Source organism: Mycobacterium lacus (assembly GCF_010731535.1).
Classification (GTDB): Bacteria; Actinomycetota; Actinomycetes; order Mycobacteriales; family Mycobacteriaceae; genus Mycobacterium; species Mycobacterium lacus.
Window position 1 is genome coordinate 2,431,841 of record NZ_AP022581.1, and the last position, 18,294, is coordinate 2,450,134.

Sequence of the window (18,294 nt, forward strand, 5' to 3'; positions counted from 1 at the left end):
CCTTACTTGCCCTCAATACCTGGTCAGATATTTTCGAACCCTGCTGTCTCAACTAACCCTGCCAGAGAGGGCTACCCGGTGGCACTCCTTGACCAGCGCCATGGGGTCGTGGCTGTGGTGGAGCACCTCACTGAGCACAACATGATCGAAAGCATTGTCCGGAAACGGGATTGACGTTCCGTCAAATTCCCGAAACGGGATTCGGGCCCGGCGGGAGTCCTTGACGTCTACGCCGGTCGGGTCAACGCCGTACATCTCCTGCAGGTAAGCCGAAAGATATCCGGTCCCGCAGCCGACGTCGAGCGCGCTATCGCCGCCGCCGAGGCAGTCGGCGAGCGCTTCAGCTTGTTCGCGCAATCTGACCGCGGGCCGCAGGAGGTGCTGCGCTTCTGCGAGACAGGTACCGATACGCGTCCGGATTGTCCCGGCAAACGGTTGTACAGCAGTCATTTACATTCCATTTGAGCCTCGGATGAGTGTGAAGACTATCACGGGATGGATAGGCGATCCCGCAACCGAGAACGGGCCAGATCGCCCGCGGCCAGCTTTCGCATGCACCCAAAGACGTCTTAGATAAATCGCGCGGCGACATCGCGGTCGTAGGTTTATCGTCAAGCATGCCCATTCCCGCGTTTCCCGCTCCCGACGTGCTGGCCGCCCGGCAGAAGCTCGTGCTCGACCATTTCCACGACGAGGTCCGCCAGGACTGGGACGACGTGTTGTCGACCTTCCCGCACCCCCGCTACGAGCTGATCCCGCAAATGACCGTTCACGACGGAAACGAAGCGGTGCGCGGCTACTACACCTACACCCGAACCGCATTCCCCGACCAGGACCACGAGTTGGTCGCGTTGCGGCACAGCGCCGACGCGGTGATCGTCGAGTTTTGGCTGACGGGGACCCACCGCGGCTACCTGGGTAAGGTGCCGCCCACCGGCAGCCGGTTCCGGGTCAGGGTGACCGCCTACTTCATCTTTGACGACGCCGGAACGCTGGTCTGCGAACGTATTTACTTCGATACCCTGACAATGATCAAGCAGCTGATCGGTGGCCTCGATATGAAAAAGCCAACGAACTGGCTGCTGGCCGCGCGCTGCGTGCGTGGCTTGCTGTCGATGTCATCGGGAAAGCCGGACCCGGAGCTGACCAACACCGTGGCGCCCGAGTTCGCCTAAGCGCCTGCCCCCGACGCGATCTCGTCGATCACGCGAATGTTGTGTGCGGTGTCGCGGCTTTCCGCAGCAGCAATCGCGTCGACCCACTCGGATATCGGCGGAGGCGGGTTTCACGCGTCGTCTGACCAACCAGGCAAAGATCGTGTCGTGGTCGTCAATCACTTTGGCGCGGTCGCTCTCTGGCTCGACGAGCAACTGTTGCACGAACGTCCACGCGAGTTCGCGAGACTGCTTCAGTTCGGCGCTGATCAATCCGATATCGTTGCCGGTCAACTGTTTACGGTACTGAGCAATGTTCGGCGAGACCCGTTCCATGGCGTCGGCTCTGCACGGCGGTGAAATACCGCCGGGCGAACGTCACGCCGAATCGGCTCGTGCGCGGTTCGTCTTCGAACACTCCTCGTCGATGTCGCCGCGAATCGCGATAGTCGACCGCTTGTACATCACAGCGAAATAGCCGACCGGGCTTGCCGTCTCAATAGACCAGTCGATGATCGCTTGAAGCCCTTCGACGATGTCGTCGACGCTGTGGACGGCGGTAGACGCCATCCGCCAACATCACCGCGTTCGTCGAGCTCTATCGCGACCACCCGTTCGTCCTGATTCCGGTGGTCATTCCGGAGGCATCCGGTGCCGGGTGTTGACGATCACGTATCTCGATTGAATGGATTGGACCGCGGCACAAGACGCGGATCAGCAACTCAAGAACGTCTGGGCCGAAGTCGTCCTGCGGTTGCGACAGGTTCCGCCCGCCACGCGAATCCGTTCCACGCCGATCCCCATCCGGGCAACTATCGCTTTCGCCCCGACGACAAGGTCGGCTTCCTCGACTTCGGGTGCGTGAAAATCGTGCCCGAGCACTTCCGTCGCACGCACATGCGCACCGTTCGCGCCGCACTGGACGGACGCGCCGACGACCTGCGCGAGCTCGTGGTGCAAGCCGGCTTCCCGTCCGCCGATACCACTCTGACCGCCGACCAGGTGAATCGGTGGTGGGCCGAGATCCTCCATGAGTTGCTGCGGCCCCGGCCGGTCACCTTCACCAGGGACAACTCACGGCGGGCGGTCCGCGCACTGATTCCTTTCTCGCCCGGCCACCCCGTCCGCCAGATGGCGCTGGCCGACGACGTCGTGTTCATGTCCCGGATCAGCCTCAACGTCAACGCGATATGCGGCATCCTCGGGTCACCCTGCACGCCCGGTCAATCGCGGACGACCTGAACGGAGTCGCCGGACCAATCACCACATTGGGCGAGCAGCATCACGCCTGGGTGCGCCGACGCGGCCTGCCCTGGGGGTTGGACCCCCACGATCATCCCTAGCCCTAACGGGACGGTTCCGCGCCTATGCCGGTTCACGCGCCTGACCGCCATAGCCATAGCGGTCGATGACCTCACCCCACCGCTCAGTGACGATCGCCCGCTGCTCATCCGTCAGTTGGTAGGTGTTCGTTTCGTAGTCCCGACGGTCGGCAAAATACCGCCGCACACGCGGCCGTACCCGCTCGAAGCCGCCCAGCCCCAGGTGCTCGTACAGCCGGCGCAGCTGCCCCTCGGGATCAGCGATGAGATCCTCATAGCGCAATTCGTAGAAGCGTGACGGATCAACGAGGTCTCGCCCTTCGTCCAACTTCCGATACAGGTCGACGTAGGTGGACAGAACCGCTTCGGCCAGTCCCTCGAACGTCGGTCGCTGCAAGCCGTGTATGCGATACAACGCCTTATGAAGATGAATGGTCGATGGATAAACGACGTAAGGATCTCGGACGATGTGTACGAACCTCGCTTGCGGAAATATGTCCAACAGCACCTTGATTCGGAAACTATGCGTCGGGTTTTTGAGGATCACCGCCTTATGACGGCGGAAGTACACCTGCTGAACGAACCGGAAGAGAGTGCGTTTCCACGCTCGGAGTTCTCGCGATGTCAGCCGCTCCAAATCCAGATACCGCTCATCCTGAGGCGGCCGGTTCGGAAACGCGATGGTCAGGTAGGGCGACGGCTGCCCCAACATGCACCACACGAACTCGTCTTCCTGAGGGTGTTGCAAGCTCAAAGCCATGTTGTCCATGGCCCGATGCTTCGACACCAGGAATTCCACATAGGGCGCGAACCACTCGGTCAGCAGAAAGTGGTGCGGCGCAAGGCATTCGTAACCCGTGGGACCGGTGTGGCGATCGTCGAGGACCAACAGTTCGTGCAGCAAGGTGGTGCCGGTGCGCCAATGCCCAACGATGAAGATTGGCGGATCCGCGATCACCGTTTTGGCCACGCGCCTGCCGAACAAGATCTTCTGCCAGCACCCCAGAGAGGAATTGACGACACTAAGCAACGTGTAGAGGACGGCGAAGTGCCAGCGACTCCAATGCACGGCGAACCGGTTACGGATCAGCAGGCGCGTCCAGGCCGAGAAACTGCAACCGATCCACAGCGGGGCCGCCCACTCGTGCCACCAGGAAAATCGAGACGTCGAGCGGGAGGCCTTCATGACACGGAGGGCAGACCTATGCGGCTGCGCGGGGCGTAACCGCCACACGCAGCCGGGTCAGGCCGCGAAGGTTGGCGTTTGTCGTCCACGCCGGCGGCTCGACCACCTCGATCCGGTCGATGTTGGCGACGATCTCGCGCAGAACGGCGTGGCCCTCCATCCGCGCCAGCTGGGTCCCCGGACACAAGTGGATGCCGGACCCAAACGCGAGATGCCCGGTCGGGTTGCGGTCGGCGCGAAAGACATCGGGATCGTCGTATTGACGCGGGTCACGGTTCGCCGCGCCCCACGCCAACAGCACCAGTGAACCCGCGGGGATGACGGCCCGCCCGACCGGGTAGTCGACGCGCGTTGTGCGGCAGATGTTTTGGATTGGCGACGCAAAGCGAAGCTGCTCCTCGATCGCCGACGGGATCAGATCTGGTCGTTGCGCAAGGAGCCGGAGCTGATCTGGATAGTCGGCCAACGTGAGAAACAAGGTGCTGATCATGTTCGCGGTGGTCTCATAGCCCGCAACCAGCAGCAACACCGCAAAGAAGAATAACTCGTCATCGCTGAGCCGACCATGATCCGCGTGCCCGGCAAGCTTCCCCAGGACGGTGCGCTCCTGCAGCAGACCGTTATCGCGCCATTGGGTGAACAGCGCACGCAATCGCCGGAATCCGGTGAAGCCCTGCACCAGTGAAACCAGCCCCGACAGCGACAGGTCGACATCGGTGATCCGAATGGCCTGATTGGACAACCGGCAAAAAGCCGCCTCGTCCGTTCCCGACATGCCGAGCACCGTAGTGATGGTGCGCATCGGCATCGGCGCGGCCACGGTGGAGACGACGTCCGTGGGTGTCTGCGCCGGAAGCCGGCCGACGAACTCACGGGCAAGTTGGTCGACCATCGGACGCCAGGACTCCAGCGCGCCGCGCGCCATATCCGGCGCCAATTGCTTGCGCATCCGGGTGTGCGCCGGCGGATCAGACGTGGGGAGGAAAGGCAGGCACCCCCGTGAAAAGGTGACTCCGCGGGCGCTGGACAATGCGTCGTGGTTACGCGCGGCCTCGCGGACGTCGGCGTAGCGGCTCAGGATGTAGACGTCGCGTTTGGGGTTGTACTGCACCCGCTCGCCCGCCAACAGCTCCCGGTAATGGGGGTAAGGATCGGCGGCCGTCGCGGGATCGAACGGGTCGAAGTCGGTGAGCTGCACATACTTTCGGTCGCGTTTGCCCACCAGACGCGACCGGGCCTTCCCGGCGACCCGCAGCGCGAGTGCCTTCGCGACCTCGGGCCCATAGGTTCGCACAACCCTGGCGTCGCGCATGATGGTTGCGGTCAGGGGGTATCCGCCCGGGGCGGACGAGCCCCGATCACCAGGTTGGGGCGTGCCCCGCCCGAACGGGCATCCGCTCGTAGGAGCCCGACCGTGTGCTGCCTGTGCACTGGACCGCGTCGCTGTCATGACCCTCCAACCTCTGGCAGCGCACGTTCTTGAACACCTGTAGGGTAGCGGCGCGTGTCACGATACGTGCGCGGTTCGGCACGGCGTTTTGCAGTCCCCGGCGGAACAGACAGAGCTGGCCTGTTTCGCTCGCAGTCCGTGAACCATGCTCATGTCGACGCGCAGGTGAAGGCGATCCAGCAACCCGATCGGGTCGTTGAGTTCCTCGATGGCAGCGTGCGGGTCGCCGTCGAGCTATTGGGAACGGTCGCCGTCGGGCACGGGACCGACCGGCCCGGGTGGAGATGGTCGCTCCACGTCGCACCAATGACGGGTCGCGCCTCCGGGCACCACGTCGGCGACGTGCTAAGCGGACACATGGTGGTGAGGAGCCGCGCGGGCCTCGAGATCGAAGTTGGCCCGAACCAGGCGTTTGCCGCAGAACCGGGACACGACGCGTGGGTGCTCGGAGACGAGCCGTGCGTCGCACTTGATTGGTGGCCGATCAGCGACCCATCCTCCTAGGCATTCGACACGCGTTAGACTCCGTCGGGATCAAGGAGGCTGCGATGCGGGGCCGAAGCTGCCGGGCATTGTGCGGACTGGCATTGTGCGGACTGGCCACAACTGCCGCGCTGGGCGCCTGTGCCGCTAACGGCGTCCATTCAGGTGCCGTCCCGGCGACCACCAAGCCGACAACGGCAGCAGCAACGGCAACGGCCGCCACCCCCACTAGTGCACCCGCTACGCAAGGCGCGCGGACCAGCAAGTGGATTGACCTGCAAGCCGGCCAGTGCGTGGCGGACCTGCCACCGGCCGACTTGAGCCGGGTGACCGTCACCATTGTCGACTGCGCGACAGCGCATTTGGCGGAGGTGTATCTGCGTGCTCCGATGGCCGTCGATACCGCTATCGCCGCATTCGCCAATCGCGACTGCACCGCCGGATTTGCCTCCTACACAGGACAATCCGTCGATGGCAGCCCATATTCCGTGACGTACCTCATCGACTCCAATCAAGACAGAACCGGGGCCAATCCGGCCCCGAGCACCGTCATCTGCCTGCTGCAAGCCGCGAACGGTCAACTCCTGACCGGCTCCGCGCACCACTGACTTCGTGATGGCTACCCCACCCGACAAGGAGCGACGCCGCCAGCTTCGCGACGCCTACAAGAATGCCGAGAGCGCGGCGCGCACCTCATTGATCCAGGTCGACCAATACCAGCTTCAGCAGCTGCTGGACCACGTCGATGAGCGGCTCGGGGCAGAGCCCTGTGACCACACAACCCGGCACGCCGAGCAATGGGCCGAGTCGCACCGGATCGACTGGTCGGCCCTGGCCGAGGGCCTGCGGGAGTTTGGTGGTTACTGCGACTGCGAGATCGTGCTGAATGTCCAACCCGGCGAGATCTTCGACTAGTGGGCCTGGCCGACGATCACCGGGCGGGTCGCGCACCATGGCGGCCGATCACCGAAATCAGCTGTCCGGCAATGCCTCCCATCGCGTTCGATAGCCATCCGGCACTTCCCCACTCATCCCATTAATCCCGGCCTGGCCCACCAGCTTCCCGCCGGCACCGCCGCTGCCACCGGCGCCCGACACATGTCCCGTTCCCCCGTTGCCGCCGTTGCCGCCGTTGCCGATCATCGACGCGTTGCCGCCATCTCCGCCGTCACCGCCGCTGATCGCGCCGGCGCCGCCGTCACCGCCGTTGCCACCGTCGCCGATCAACCCGGCATCGCCACCGTTGCCACCCGCTCCGCCATGGCCAGTAAAACCATTCCCACCCGCGCCACCCGAGCCGCCGTTGCCGAATAGATGGCCGGCGTTTCCGCCAGTGCCACCGCTACCGCCATCGGTGACGCCGAAACCGCCGTCACCACCGGCACCGCCGTTGCCCGCGAGCCAGGCCCCACTGCCGCCGTCGCCGCCGTTGCCACCGTGGCAGTCGCCGCCGACTCCGCCGAACCCGCCATTACCGCCGTCACCGGACAACCAGCCGGCGTTACCGCCGGCCCCTCCGCTGCCACCGCTGCTGTTACCGTATCCGCCCGCACCGCCGTCGCCCCCGTTCCCGGACAGCAAACCGGCGTTGCCGCCGGCCCCGCCGTTGCCCCCGTTGTTGACGGTGCCCGCTCCACCAGCGCCACCGTCACCGCCGTTACCGGAAAGCCAGCCACCGTTGCCCCCGGATCCACCAGCGCCACCGGAGCCGGAAGGCCCGCCGACTCCCCCGGCCCCGCCGTCGCCGCCCGAGCCGGAAAGCCATGCGTTGCCGCCCGCCCCGCCGGCTCCGCCACCGCCCACGCCGGACCCGCCCGCCCCGCCGGTGCCCCCGGTGCCGAAAAGTCCGCCGGTTCCGCCGGTTCCACCGGCACCGCCCATGCCGGTCATCGAAGTCCCCCCGGCCCCACCGGCACCGCCGGAGCCAAACAACCCTCCGGCGCCGCCGGAGCCGCCGGCCCCGCCGGCGCCGCTTGCCGAGGCTCCACCTGCCCCGCCGGCGCCACCGGAGCCGAATAGCCCAGCGTCACCCCCGTTGCCGCCGGGCTGGCCGGGCGCGCCTGATCCGCCGTTACCGCCGTTGCCCCACAAGATTCCGCCATTCCCGCCGTTCTGCCCCGTCCCCGGGGCCCCGTTGGCGCCGTTCCCAATCAGCGGCCGCCCGAACAGATATTCGGTCGGTTCATTGATGACGTGCAGGGCATTCTGCTCGGCGTTCTCAAGCTCGGTGGTCACATACTTGATGGCGCCACCATTGAGGGCATCAACAAACTGCTGATGAAGCCATGCGGCGTCCTTGCTAATCGCCTGCCAAACTTGGCCGTGCCCGGAAAATAGCGCGGCGAGCGCGGCGGAGACTTCATCGCCGCCCGCGGGAAGTATTCCCGTTGTCGGGGTAGCCACAGCCGCATTCGCCGCAGCAAGCGCCGAACCGATGTTCGCCAGGTCCGCTGCCGCGGCCTGCAATGCCCCCGGTGTCGCGAACACAAACGACATGTAGACCTCCAAATTACGCGAAAGTGCTTGTCCGGCAACGATCCATTCACTCCCCGGACTGCACGCGCCTTCCCCTTTCGCGCAATTGGGGTTGCAACAGCATAGCGGTCCGGCCGCCCGGCCGCAATCATCACGTCAGTGGGGTGTGGCCGGATTCTGCTGTCGGGGATCATGTTTCGGCTATGAGTTGATCTGCACGTCGTGCGCCGGCCCTCGATCAGCCTTCTTGTAGACCCGCAGGATATTCACGGCGCCCGAGGGTTGCAAGGCACAGCTGGCCCTGGTAGCCGCGGCCCGGGGACCGCTTGGGAACATCAACGCCAGCGTCAACGTCGCGGTTGACACGGTAGCTTCCCGGCGAAAAGCACAGTGCACCAAGCCTTTCAAAGCCCGCACATTGCGTGGCATCGGCGATGGCTCGAGCTTCCCGCGGTTGTTCGGCCAGGGTCCGGATTGCACAAGATGCGCGTTTCCCCGCCGTGGGGTCGGGCGAGCACTTGCACCGGGTACCCGATGAGGAAGAGGACGGCCACCAGGGCCAGCAGCCACTCCGTACGCTGCTCCCAGGGCTGTTCTTTGGTTTGCCCGGTCGCGTGGCTGGTCTACGACCGGATCATGGCTAACCGTCTGCGCCGAGTTGCTGACGGCTTCAGGCTAGCCTCCCAGCTGCTCAAGCCGCACACCGTCACCAGGACGAATCTACGATGTGCTTCGTGGCCGAAAACACCGTGTCCGCCGGCGAACCTGGTGCCAACACCGCGACCGAACGCGAGCCCGACTACCGGTTCACCCTGGCCAACGAGCGGACTTTCCTGGCTTGGCAGCGCACCGCGTTGGGGCTGCTCGCCGCGGCGGTCGCCCTGGTGCAGCTCGTTCCGGAGCTGACGGTCCCCGGCGCGCGCCGTCTGCTCGGCGTCGGGCTGGCAGTGCTGGCGATCCTCACCAGCGGGATGGGGCTGCTGCGCTGGCAACAAGTGGATCGCGCCATGCGCCGAGGTGAACCCTTGCCCCGCCACCCCACGCCGGCCTACCTCGCGGTGGGGCTCAGCGTGGTCGGGCTCATCGCGCTCGGGTTGGTGATCGCCAAGGCGGTGATGGGTTGACCGGCTCGACGGCCACGGGCGATCGTCGGTATCGCGAGACACAGGCGGCGAGGACGGCACTGGCCTGGACGCGCACGTCGTTCGCGTTCTTGGCCAACGGCGCGCTGCTGAGCGTCAAGTACCTGCATGGCCGTGAGATGCCGGCGAGGTTGATCCCGGCGTTACTGGCTGCCGCGGTGGCGTTGGGTACCTACATCATCGCTGTGCGACGCCAGCGGACGCTGCAGCAGGAGCAGACCCCGACGCGGATCACCCCCCGCCGCCAGGTGTACGTCATCGGGTTAGCCGTGGTGGTGCTCGTCCTCGTGACTATGGTTTCCCAGGTGATCTAGGCGCAACCTGGAACGTTGGGCTTACCGCACCCTCGTGATCCGCATGGCGGAGCCTTATGAGTCCGATCGGTGGAGCGATTGTGTCCCCTCTTCGGCGGACACAACATCCCACCCGGGCGGGGTCCGATCGGGCCATAGACATCGCCAAATCACCCCGTCACCCTGGTCAGTGGCCTCAACGTCGAGCGTCGACACCTGCCCCTGCGGCTCAAGGAAAACTATGACTTGTGTGACTGCCGAACCGGAGCTCCCGAGCTCGGCAGCGGGCGACTCGCATAGCCCCCGGTTTCAGCTGGGCCGGCGTGTTCCGGAGGCCATCCCACAGGAAGGGTTTCTGGTTCAGCCCTTCACCCAGCAATGTCAGGTCATCCACACCGAGGGAGATCATGCTGTCATCGGGGTATCTCCGGGGAACAGCTACTTCTCGCGTCAGCGCATACGGGATCTCGGAATCTGGGGGCTCGCGAATTTCGATCGAGTGGACTTCGTCTACACCGACATCCACGTCGCCGAGAGTTTCGAAGCGCTAGGCGATTCTGCGATCGAAGCCCGGCGGAAAGCGGTCAAGAACATACGCGGTGTCCGGGCCAAGATCGCCGCCACGGTGGATGAGCTCGATCCGGCAGGGAGCCGGCTGTCCGCCCGTCCGATGTCGGAATTCCAGTCCAACGAGGCATATCGGCAACTGCACGGGGACCTGCTCGCACGCCTGGACGGCGACGAGGACTTCCGCGTCGTCTGCCAAGACCTGGTGCGGCGCTTCCTGTCCACGAAAGTGGCTCCGCGGCAGGAGCCGACAGCTGCTCAGGAGCAGGTGTGCCTGAATTACATTTGCGCCGAAGCCCCGTTGTTCCTCGACACACCCGCGATTCTCGGAGTGCCGTCGTCGTTGAATTGCTACCACCAGTCGCTGCCGATGGCCGAGATGCTCTACGCCCGAGGATCGGGATTACGAGCATCGCGCAATCAGGGCCACGCCATTGTCACCCCTGACGGGAGCCCCGCCAAATGACCGCCACCGTTCTCCTCGACGTCCCATTCTCGGCACGCGGGGACCGGATTCCCGACGAAGTCGCCGAATTACGAACCCGCGAGCCCGTCCGTAAGGTACGAACCGTTGCCGGCGCCGAAGCCTGGCTCGTCTCCTCGTATGCACTGTGCACGCAGGTGCTGGAGGATCGGCGCTTCTCGATGAAAGAAACCGCCGCTCCCGGTGCTCCCCGCCTCAACGCGCTGACCGTTCCACCCGAAGTGGTCAACAACATGGGAAACATTGCCGACGCGGGCCTGCGCAAGGCGGTGATGAAGGCGATCACACCGAAGGCCCCCGGTGTGGAGCAATTCCTGCGCGACACGGCAAACTCGCTGCTGGACAACCTGATTGCCGAGGGCGCGCCAGCCGATCTGCGCAATGACTTCGCCGACCCGTTGGCCACCGCGCTGCACTGCAAGGTCCTGGGCATCCCGCAAGAAGACGGCCCGAAGCTGTTGCGCAGCTTGAGTTTCGCTTTCATGAGTTCGGCCGATCCCATCCCCGCCGCGAAGATCAACTGGGATCGCGACATCGAATACATGGCCGGTCTCTTGGACAACCCTAACGTCACGACCGGACTCATGGGCGAACTGTCCAGGCTCCGAAAAGATCCCAGCTACTCACATGTCTCCGACGAGCTGTTCGCCACGGTCGGCGTCACCTTCTTCGGCGCCGGAGTGATCTCGACTGGCTGCTTCCTCACCACGGCGCTGATATCGCTGATCCAGCACCCGCGCCTGCGGAGCCTGCTGCGTGAAAAGCCGGAACTGATCCCGGCCGGTGTGGAGGAGCTGCTGCGGATCAATCTCTCCTTCGCCGACGGGCTACCACGCCTGGCCACCGCCGACATCCAGGTCGGCGACGTGCTGGTGCGCAAGGGGGAGCTGGTGCTGGTGCTGATCGAGGGTGCCAACCTCGATCCCGACCACTTCCCGAACCCGGAGAAGATCGAGCTCGACCGGCCGAACCCCACCTCTCACCTTGCGTTCGGCCGCGGCCAACACACCTGCCCTGGATCAGCTCTCGGCCGCCGCCACGCACAAATCGGCATCGAGACGCTGCTGCACAAGATACCGGGCTTCGACCTGGCCGTGCCGATCGACCAACTGGTCTGGCGCACCCGGTTCCAAAGACGCGTCCCCGAACGCCTGCCGGTGCTCTGGTAGGCCCGCAAGCTTGATCCGGTGAGCAGACGCAGAATCGCACCGGCGAGGCCCTCGCGGTGCGATTCTGCGTCTGCTCGCGGTGGGCTTTACGGCGGCCGGGGCGGCAGCCCGGCCAGCCACGCGTCCGAAAGCAGATCGAGCATGACCGGGCCCGGCAAGCTGCCGGTCACCTTCACCCGGGTGGGGGCACGTCGCGCCCCTGGCGAGCCGTTACAGTGTCGTCATGAGCGACTTGACGGCGCGATTTGCCCAGATCGTCGGCACCGACAACGTGCTGACCGGCGACGCGATTTCCGAGGACTACTCGCACGACGAGGAGTTGACCGCGCCGCCGCAGCAGCCGGCGTACCTCGCCAAGCCGGCGAGCGCAGAAGAGGTCGCGCAGCTGCTGCTGGCCGCCTCAGAGCACGGGGTGCCGGTGACGGCCCGCGGGTCCGGGTGCGGTTTGTCGGGTGCGGCGCGGCCGCTGCGGGGTGGGCTGCTGATCTCTTTCGACCGCATGAACGCGGTCTTGGAGGTCGACACCGTCAACCAGGTCGCCGTTGTCCAGCCCGGGGTGACGTTGACCGAGCTGGACGCCGCGACCCTCGACGCCGGCCTGCGGTACACCGTTTACCCCGGCGAGCTGTCCTCCAGCGTCGGCGGAAACGTCGGAACGAACGCCGGCGGGATGCGCGCGGTCAAATACGGGGTAGCCCGCCATAACGTGCTCGGGTTGCAGGCGGTGCTGCCGACCGGCGAGATCATCCGAACCGGCGGCAAGATCGCCAAGGTGTCCACGGGCTACGACCTGACCCAGCTGATCATCGGCTCCGAAGGCACCCTGGCTTTGGTCACCGAGGTGATCGTCAAGCTGCACCCGCGGCTCGACGATAGCGCCACCCTGCTCGCCCCGTTCGCCGACTTCGACCAGGTCATGGCGGCCGTGCCCAAGATCCTCGCCAGCGGGCTCGGGCCCTACATCCTGGAGTACATCGACAACGTGTCGATGGCCGCACTCGTTGCCACCCAGGACCTGGAGCTAGGCATTCCCGACAGCATCCGCGACAGCTGCGAGGCGTATCTCGTTGTGGCGCTTGAGAACCGTAGTGCCAGCCGAGTGCTCGAAGATGTCGAGACCGCCGGTGAAATGCTCGCCGAGCTGGGTGCGGTCGATGTCTACGTGCTGGAAGGAAGTGCGGCACGCAAGCTGATCGAGGGGCGCGAGAAGGCATTTTGGGCGGCAAAGGCGGCCGGCGCGGATGACATCATCGACACCGTGGTTCCCCGCGCGGCGATGCCGAAGTTCCTTGCCACCGCACGCGGTCTAGCGTCGGCCGCCGGCGGTGGCGCCGCCGGCTGCGGGCACGCCGGCGACGGCAATGTACACATGGCCATCGTGTGCAAGGATCCGGACAAGAGAAAGCAGCTGATGGCTGACATCTTCGCGCTCGCAATGGAATTGGGCGGCGCGATCTCGGGCGAACACGGCGTCGGTCGCGCGAAAACCCCTTACTTCCTGGAGCTCGAAGACCCGGCCAAGATAGCCCTCATGCGCCGAATCAAGCGGAGCTTCGACCCAGCGGGCATCCTCAACCCCGGTGTTGTCTTCGCCGCAGAGCAAGCATGAGAAGACGCCACCCTATGTTGACAGGACGTTGTCGAGCTCCCGCAGCGCTGCCGCGACCCGTGCGGTGCCGTACTCGGCGCAGAAGCGGACAACGTCACGGACGTCGTCCTTGCTGAGACCAGCATCGAGCGCGAGTTCGACGTGCCAATGGAAAGATTCGTCAAGGGTCTGCTGGCCGACATCGGAGGTAAGCGCCATGATGGCGCGTTCTCGCCTGCTCAGTAGGTCCTCCGACCACGCGCGAGAGGTCTGCCACTCCTGGAATCTGGTGGTCCATTCGTCGGTGGTGTCGAGGCGTCTCATAACGTTATCCACCGCGCCAGGCGTCGGCTTCTCGCCGAGATCGCTTGTGTCCATGCCGATTTCGGTTGCGACCTCCTTGAGCCGGGCGAGCGCGTCCGCCGCGGCCGGATAACCCGAGTGGGGCGCAATAAACCGGATCGCGGCCAACGGGTCGGCGTAGGCGACACCGTGCATCTTGGCCGCGGTGAGGTGCATACGGAAAGCCAGCCCCGTGTGTGAACGGCAAACATCCAGGGTCAGGTTCTGCAATAGCTTTTCCCGGATGCTCGTACCGGGCAGTCCGAACGTGAATGCGACCACGTCGAGTGCGAGCTTCTCGAACTGCGGGTCTACTTCTCCCAGGGGACTGCTCGGTAGGTCCACCGTCATCGGGCTCACCATTATCTTTCAACCGTGACAACGGAATTCAGTTCGCGTACGACGTCGAGCTTGAGGAACTCGGGCGCCTTGATCACCCTGCGGAGCATGAACCGGATGAACGGCGGCATGTCGGTCGCATTTTCGTCGCGAAAGAGCGTCGGGGCGCTGAGCAGGTAGTGTCGCCCCCTGGTCCGCAGTTCACAGCCGCCCGCGGCGAGGACATTGCGAACCCAATCGGTATTGGGTCCGTAGGTCAGCGCGATCACAAATCCGTTGCGGCGGCGGAAGACCCACAGTGGGGTGCGGAAGGTGCTCCCCGATTTGCGCCCGCGATGGATGACGACCCCCCATCCCGGCGCCCATGGGGCGATGTACTTAGTGAGGCGATTGAGACCGATCTTGTTGGCCCGAGCGACCCATCGTGGTGTAGGCATCTCATTAAACTCCTCACTCGTGGAATTTATAGAGGCAGGCTACCGCCGGCGGAGACGGAAGTCAACGACTGTAGAATTTCGGGATATGCGCCCGATTGGACGACGTCCGGGTAACCCGGATACCCGCGAGGTGATCGTGACGACGGCCCGGAGGCTGTTCGCCGACTCCGGATACGACAAGACCTCGGTCCGCGACATCGCTACCGCGGCTGGCGTTGACCCGGCGCTGATCCGGCACTATTTCGGCAGCAAGGCAGAACTATTCCGGTCCACCGTGGGGTGGCCGTTCGAGCCAGTCGAGCTTGGCGCACGCATCACCGGCGGTGATCGCCGCCACATCGGCGCGCGACTGACGCGGGTTTTCTTCGAAGCGTGGGAGCAGCCGGGCTCGCGCGCCCCGCTGCTGGCGATCCTGCGCGGTGCGGCCACCCACGAGGAGTCCACCACCCTGGTGCGTCAGTTTATTCAGGACCAGTTGTACCCGCAGTTGGCCAAGCCATTGCGGGGATCGGATACCGAACTGCGGATCGACTTGGCGATGGCGCAGCTGTTGGGCATCGCCTATCTGCGCCACGTCCTGCAGGTGGAACCGATCGCGTCCGCACCCGCGGACGAACTCATTGCGCGGGTCACGCCAATCATCACCGCCCATCTCAATCCAGAGCGCTAAGCGGTGGCAAAGTGACCCACTTGCGACTCGTCATCGAGGTCAGCTACGGCGACGACCCCGAGACGGTCGACATCCGTTCCGGCGACGAGATATCCGCGCCGTGCCGCGAGGCGGCCACATCGGCATGCCCTGACCTCCTTGTAACGCACGTGAATTCCGCATCAGACGAGCGATTAACGGCAAGCCGGACTCACATGCCGAAGTGCGTGCGCCGCACAGCGGCAACGGCTTCCGGTGATCCGCCCACGTCGACCTGCGCAGCCGCTTGGCGCCCAAAGAGGCATAGCAGAAGTTCGCCCGGCGCACCGCTGAGTCGGGCCGTCGGTTCGCCCGACGCAACCGTCACCCGCTCGTTCGTTCCGGCCCACTCGATCTCGAGCCCGAAACCGCGCAGCCGCCGGCTCAGGTAGTGGCCGCCGCGGCGAACGTTTCGCCACAAGGCGGCGTCCATCGCGGGCGTGAGGCTCCGGGGCCCCAGACCGTTCGCTCTGCGAACATCCTCGTGATGAACGAAGAACTCGTTGAGGTTCGCCATAGCGCGGACCCATCCAATGCGGAACAACCCGATGGGCGGGCCGGACCGGATCCGCGCGACAAGCCACGTGAAGTCCTTGCCCCCTGCCAGCCTCGCCCTGCGCCGCTCGGCGAACCGCTGAAACGGGCCGGGTAGCACGAGGCAGGGGCCGGCGACGAGATCGCGTTCTCGCAACACGAGGTGCGCGGCGAGGTCACGCGCGGTCCAGCCGTCAAGCAGGGTAGGAACGGAAGGGCCGAGCTCGTCGAGGAGATCACAGAGCTCAACGCGTTCCTGCGCATCTAGCGGAACGTCAGCCACAACGCCGGAGTCTACGCAGAGGCGCCCTCCGCCACGGCAAAGATCGCCTCGTAAGGTGGCCGCATGCGGACCGCTCGAATGATCCACATCGTCCGGCAAATCGGGGCGTTGGCGGTGGCGGCGGTGACCGCGGCATCCACCCTCAACGCATATCGGCCGCTGTCGCGCAGCGGATACCCGTCGCTGCCCTCCTGGGCGTTCGGCCTGGTTGTCACCGAGTTTCCCCTGCAGACCCTGGTCAGCCAGATCGGCGGGCTCGCGTTAGCAGCGCGCCGCCTTACCCGGCCGGTGCGGGCGGCCTCGTGGCTGGTGGCGGCCGTCTCGGCGCTGGGCTTGTTGAACTTCAGCCGCGCCGGCCACAAGGCCAATGTGCCGCTGAAAAGGGCGTTGGACATCGGCCTGGGAACCTCTCGCCGCACCGACTCGGCCGGTTTGTGGCGCCGGCCGGCCGGGCCGGCCACCGCCAAGGCGCCGGGACCGGTGCGGATGTTGCGGATCTACCGCGACTACGCGCACGTTTCGAACATCAGCTACGGGGAGTTCGGCAGCGCCAACCACCTGGACATCTGGCGACGCCCCGATCTCGACCCGGCCGGTCGGGCGCCGGTGCTCTTCCAGATCCCCGGCGGCGCCTGGACGACGGGCAACAAACGCGGTCAGGCCCATCCATTGATGAGCCACCTCGCCGAGCTGGGCTGGATCTGCGTGGCGATCAACTACCGGCACAGCCCGCGCAATACCTGGCCCGATCACATCGTCGACGTCAAGCGCGCCCTCGCCTGGGTCAAGGCGCACATCGCAACGTACGGCGGCGACCCCGACTTCATCGCCATTACCGGCGGTTCGGCGGGCGGCCACCTGTCGTCGCTGGCGGCGCTGACGCCCAATGATCCGCTGTTTCAGCCGGGATTCGAAGACGCCGACACCCGGGTGCAAGCGGCCGTGCCGTTCTACGGTGTCTATGACTTCACCCGTTTCGAGGACGCGATGCATCCGATGATGCCGGCCCTGCTCGAGGGATGGGTTGTCAAGCGACCGCGCACCACGGACCTGCAGTCGTATGTCACCGCGTCGCCGGTCACCCATGTTTCCGCCGGCGCTCCCCCGTTCTTCGTGCTGCACGGACGCAACGACTCCCTGGTTCCCGTTGAGCAGGCGCGCGTCTTCGTCGATAGGCTGCGACAAGTCAGCAAGCAGCCGGTCGTATACGCCGAATTGGCGTTTACCCAACACGCTTTCGACATTTTCGGCTCGGCTCGCGCGGCGCACACGGCGATCGCCGTCGAGCAATTCCTGGCCGAGGTCTACGCGACACAACACCGATGACCGCTACGTACCTGCGATGGGCAGCGGAGGCCGCCGCCAAGCGTCTGGTCGATGGCTACCGGCGCACGGGCGCCGATGTGCCGTTCGGCGATCCCTTGCCTTCACATGGAACCGCGATGGAGGGCTGGTCCTGGCGCCTCACCGATTCCGCATCGGGCCGCGTCGTGGTCGCCTCGTGCTGCGTGAACCAGAATCGGGACGGGAACTGGGCAACGGTCGCGGTGGCGGTGCAGCCCGGCGGGATTGTGCGGTCGGCAACCTTGGACGGTGCCGATGCCGACCTGTCCCGCTTCGCGGTCCACGCCGGCACCGACCCGGCGGAGCGGTTGGCAGCCGACATCGAGCGGCTCCGAATCGATCTCGATGACATCCACCTCAAACTCCGATTTGCCGATTCGTTCGAGTGGCCCATGGCCTTGGGTGGTAGCGGGATCCTTTCCTCGATTCCCTTCCTCAACCGATACTGGCATCCGTATCTCCTCGGCGGAAATGCAAGCGGCACAGTCAAATTCGGCGATGATACCTGGTCGTTCGATGGCGCGCGACTGTACGCGGAACGCAACTGGGGCACGGGCTTTCCGCAGCGCTGGTGGTGGGGTCAGGCACACGATTTCGCCGGCGCCGACGTCTCGGTCGCGTTCTCGGGCGGCCTTCTCGAGCTCGGCCCCATTCGCCGGGACGTCACCGCGGTCGTAGTTCGACTCGGTGAGCGCGTGATTCGCATGACCCCGCCGGCGCTGGCGCGATCGCACGTCAGCGACGGACGCTGGACCGTGCGAGCACGCACACCGCGCCACCAGATCGACCTGGACGGCGACGGCACCGGCCTGAACCCGCACGTCTTGGCGGTGCCGCTACCCACGGAGCGGCGCATTGTCGGCACCGGCTTCGAGCGCCTTGCCGGCCGACTTCATTGCACCGTGCGCCGGTTCGGTCGGGTGGTGTTCGACGGCACCAGCGAGCTGGCCGGTCTGGAAGCCGGCGGCCGGCCGTGATCGAACGAGCGCGTGCAGGTCTCGCCGATCGTGATGG

Annotated in this window: 20 protein-coding genes and 2 pseudogenes; 14 read left to right on the plus strand and 8 right to left on the minus strand. The window is 65.4% G+C overall.

Annotation, left to right across the window (positions count from 1 at the left end):
• Window positions 1–48: 48 nt before the first annotated feature.
• The gene (locus tag G6N24_RS11120; RefSeq protein ID WP_085161596.1) at window positions 49–450 is read right to left on the minus strand and encodes a class I SAM-dependent methyltransferase; all 402 of its coding nucleotides are present in this window, start codon (window positions 448–450) and stop codon (window positions 49–51) included.
• A 167-nt stretch (window positions 451–617) separates the two neighbouring features.
• Between G6N24_RS11120 and G6N24_RS11125 the strand changes: the two genes are divergently transcribed.
• Window positions 618–1,175 (plus strand): ester cyclase, encoded by a 558-nt coding sequence (locus G6N24_RS11125; RefSeq protein WP_085161595.1) that lies wholly within the window; start codon window positions 618–620, stop codon window positions 1,173–1,175.
• A 147-nt stretch (window positions 1,176–1,322) separates the two neighbouring features.
• Window positions 1,323–1,514 (plus strand): hypothetical protein, encoded by a 192-nt coding sequence (locus G6N24_RS11130; RefSeq protein ID WP_139822464.1) that lies wholly within the window; start codon window positions 1,323–1,325, stop codon window positions 1,512–1,514.
• On the opposite strand, the pseudogene G6N24_RS11135 reads toward G6N24_RS11130, so the two are convergent.
• A pseudogene (locus G6N24_RS11135) lies at window positions 1,453–1,724 on the minus strand (DUF5995 family protein). The gene G6N24_RS11130 and the pseudogene G6N24_RS11135 overlap by 62 nt on opposite strands.
• Before the next feature lie 81 nt (window positions 1,725–1,805).
• On the opposite strand from G6N24_RS11135, the gene G6N24_RS11140 reads away from it, so the two are divergent.
• Entirely contained in the window at window positions 1,806–2,396 is a 591-nt protein-coding gene (locus G6N24_RS11140; protein ID WP_232070754.1) for an AarF/UbiB family protein, read from the plus strand.
• Window positions 2,397–2,519: 123 nt separating this feature from the next.
• On the opposite strand, the gene G6N24_RS11145 is transcribed toward G6N24_RS11140, so the two are convergent.
• Window positions 2,520–3,662, minus strand: coding sequence for a sulfotransferase family protein (locus G6N24_RS11145; protein ID WP_085161590.1), 1,143 nt, complete (start codon window positions 3,660–3,662; stop codon window positions 2,520–2,522).
• Window positions 3,663–3,678: 16 nt separating this feature from the next.
• Window positions 3,679–5,112, minus strand: coding sequence for a cytochrome P450 (locus tag G6N24_RS11150; RefSeq protein WP_085161588.1), 1,434 nt, complete (start codon window positions 5,110–5,112; stop codon window positions 3,679–3,681).
• A 138-nt stretch (window positions 5,113–5,250) separates the two neighbouring features.
• On the opposite strand from G6N24_RS11150, the gene G6N24_RS11155 reads away from it, so the two are divergent.
• Genes G6N24_RS11155 through G6N24_RS11165 form a run of 3 tightly spaced genes read left to right on the plus strand, consistent with a single transcriptional unit; the run spans window position 5,251 to window position 6,510 of the window.
• The gene (locus G6N24_RS11155) at window positions 5,251–5,616 is read left to right on the plus strand and encodes a cupin domain-containing protein (protein WP_085161586.1); all 366 of its coding nucleotides are present in this window, start codon (window positions 5,251–5,253) and stop codon (window positions 5,614–5,616) included.
• A 44-nt stretch (window positions 5,617–5,660) separates the two neighbouring features.
• Window positions 5,661–6,203, plus strand: a complete 543-nt coding sequence (locus G6N24_RS11160) for a hypothetical protein (protein ID WP_085161600.1) — start codon at window positions 5,661–5,663, stop codon at window positions 6,201–6,203.
• 7 nt (window positions 6,204–6,210) lie between these two features.
• Window positions 6,211–6,510: a DUF2695 domain-containing protein gene (locus G6N24_RS11165; RefSeq protein ID WP_085161598.1), complete on the plus strand. Its 300-nt coding sequence runs from the start codon at window positions 6,211–6,213 to the stop codon at window positions 6,508–6,510.
• A gap of 57 nt (window positions 6,511–6,567) precedes the next feature.
• Here the strand turns inward: G6N24_RS11165 and G6N24_RS11170 are convergent, their stop codons facing one another.
• Window positions 6,568–8,091 (minus strand): PE family protein, encoded by a 1,524-nt coding sequence (locus G6N24_RS11170; RefSeq protein ID WP_163745489.1) that lies wholly within the window; start codon window positions 8,089–8,091, stop codon window positions 6,568–6,570.
• Between the two features lie 728 nt (window positions 8,092–8,819).
• Here G6N24_RS11170 and G6N24_RS11175 point away from each other — a divergent pair.
• The 5 genes and pseudogenes from G6N24_RS11175 (at window position 8,820) to G6N24_RS11195 (ending at window position 13,334) form a co-directional block, all read left to right on the plus strand.
• The gene (locus tag G6N24_RS11175; protein WP_232070796.1) at window positions 8,820–9,194 is read left to right on the plus strand and encodes a YidH family protein; all 375 of its coding nucleotides are present in this window, start codon (window positions 8,820–8,822) and stop codon (window positions 9,192–9,194) included.
• Window positions 9,191–9,526, plus strand: coding sequence for a DUF202 domain-containing protein (locus tag G6N24_RS11180; RefSeq protein WP_085162262.1), 336 nt, complete (start codon window positions 9,191–9,193; stop codon window positions 9,524–9,526). The genes G6N24_RS11175 and G6N24_RS11180 overlap by 4 nt, the downstream gene beginning before the upstream one ends.
• 283 nt (window positions 9,527–9,809) lie before the next feature.
• A pseudogene (locus G6N24_RS11185) lies at window positions 9,810–10,538 on the plus strand (cyclodityrosine synthase); the annotation flags it as partial.
• Complete coding sequence (locus tag G6N24_RS11190) at window positions 10,535–11,725, plus strand: cytochrome P450 (protein ID WP_085162264.1); 1,191 nt, start codon at window positions 10,535–10,537, stop codon at window positions 11,723–11,725. The pseudogene G6N24_RS11185 and the gene G6N24_RS11190, both read left to right, overlap by 4 nt.
• 223 nt (window positions 11,726–11,948) lie before the next feature.
• Window positions 11,949–13,334, plus strand: coding sequence for an FAD-binding oxidoreductase (locus tag G6N24_RS11195; RefSeq protein ID WP_085162265.1), 1,386 nt, complete (start codon window positions 11,949–11,951; stop codon window positions 13,332–13,334).
• Window positions 13,335–13,346: 12 nt separating this feature from the next.
• On the opposite strand, the gene G6N24_RS11200 is transcribed toward G6N24_RS11195, so the two are convergent.
• Window positions 13,347–14,006 carry a carboxymuconolactone decarboxylase family protein gene (locus G6N24_RS11200; protein ID WP_232070755.1) on the minus strand — a complete coding sequence of 220 codons (660 nt, stop codon included), beginning with the start codon at window positions 14,004–14,006 and terminating at the stop codon, window positions 13,347–13,349.
• Between the two features lie 11 nt (window positions 14,007–14,017).
• The gene (locus tag G6N24_RS11205; RefSeq protein ID WP_085162266.1) at window positions 14,018–14,431 is read right to left on the minus strand and encodes a nitroreductase family deazaflavin-dependent oxidoreductase; all 414 of its coding nucleotides are present in this window, start codon (window positions 14,429–14,431) and stop codon (window positions 14,018–14,020) included.
• An 85-nt stretch (window positions 14,432–14,516) separates the two neighbouring features.
• Between G6N24_RS11205 and G6N24_RS11210 the strand changes: the two genes are divergently transcribed.
• Entirely contained in the window at window positions 14,517–15,101 is a 585-nt protein-coding gene (locus G6N24_RS11210) for a TetR/AcrR family transcriptional regulator (RefSeq protein ID WP_085162267.1), read from the plus strand.
• Window positions 15,102–15,291: 190 nt separating this feature from the next.
• Here G6N24_RS11210 and G6N24_RS11215 read toward each other — a convergent pair whose 3' ends face one another.
• A complete protein-coding gene (locus G6N24_RS11215; RefSeq protein WP_085162268.1) occupies window positions 15,292–15,936 on the minus strand; it encodes a TIGR03085 family metal-binding protein in 645 nt (214 codons plus the stop codon).
• A gap of 63 nt (window positions 15,937–15,999) precedes the next feature.
• Between G6N24_RS11215 and G6N24_RS11220 the strand changes: the two genes are divergently transcribed.
• Complete coding sequence (locus G6N24_RS11220; protein ID WP_085162269.1) at window positions 16,000–17,262, plus strand: alpha/beta hydrolase; 1,263 nt, start codon at window positions 16,000–16,002, stop codon at window positions 17,260–17,262.
• Window positions 17,259–18,257, plus strand: a complete 999-nt coding sequence (locus G6N24_RS11225) for a tocopherol cyclase family protein (protein ID WP_085162270.1) — start codon at window positions 17,259–17,261, stop codon at window positions 18,255–18,257. The genes G6N24_RS11220 and G6N24_RS11225 overlap by 4 nt, the downstream gene beginning before the upstream one ends.
• Window positions 18,258–18,294 lie beyond the last annotated feature (37 nt).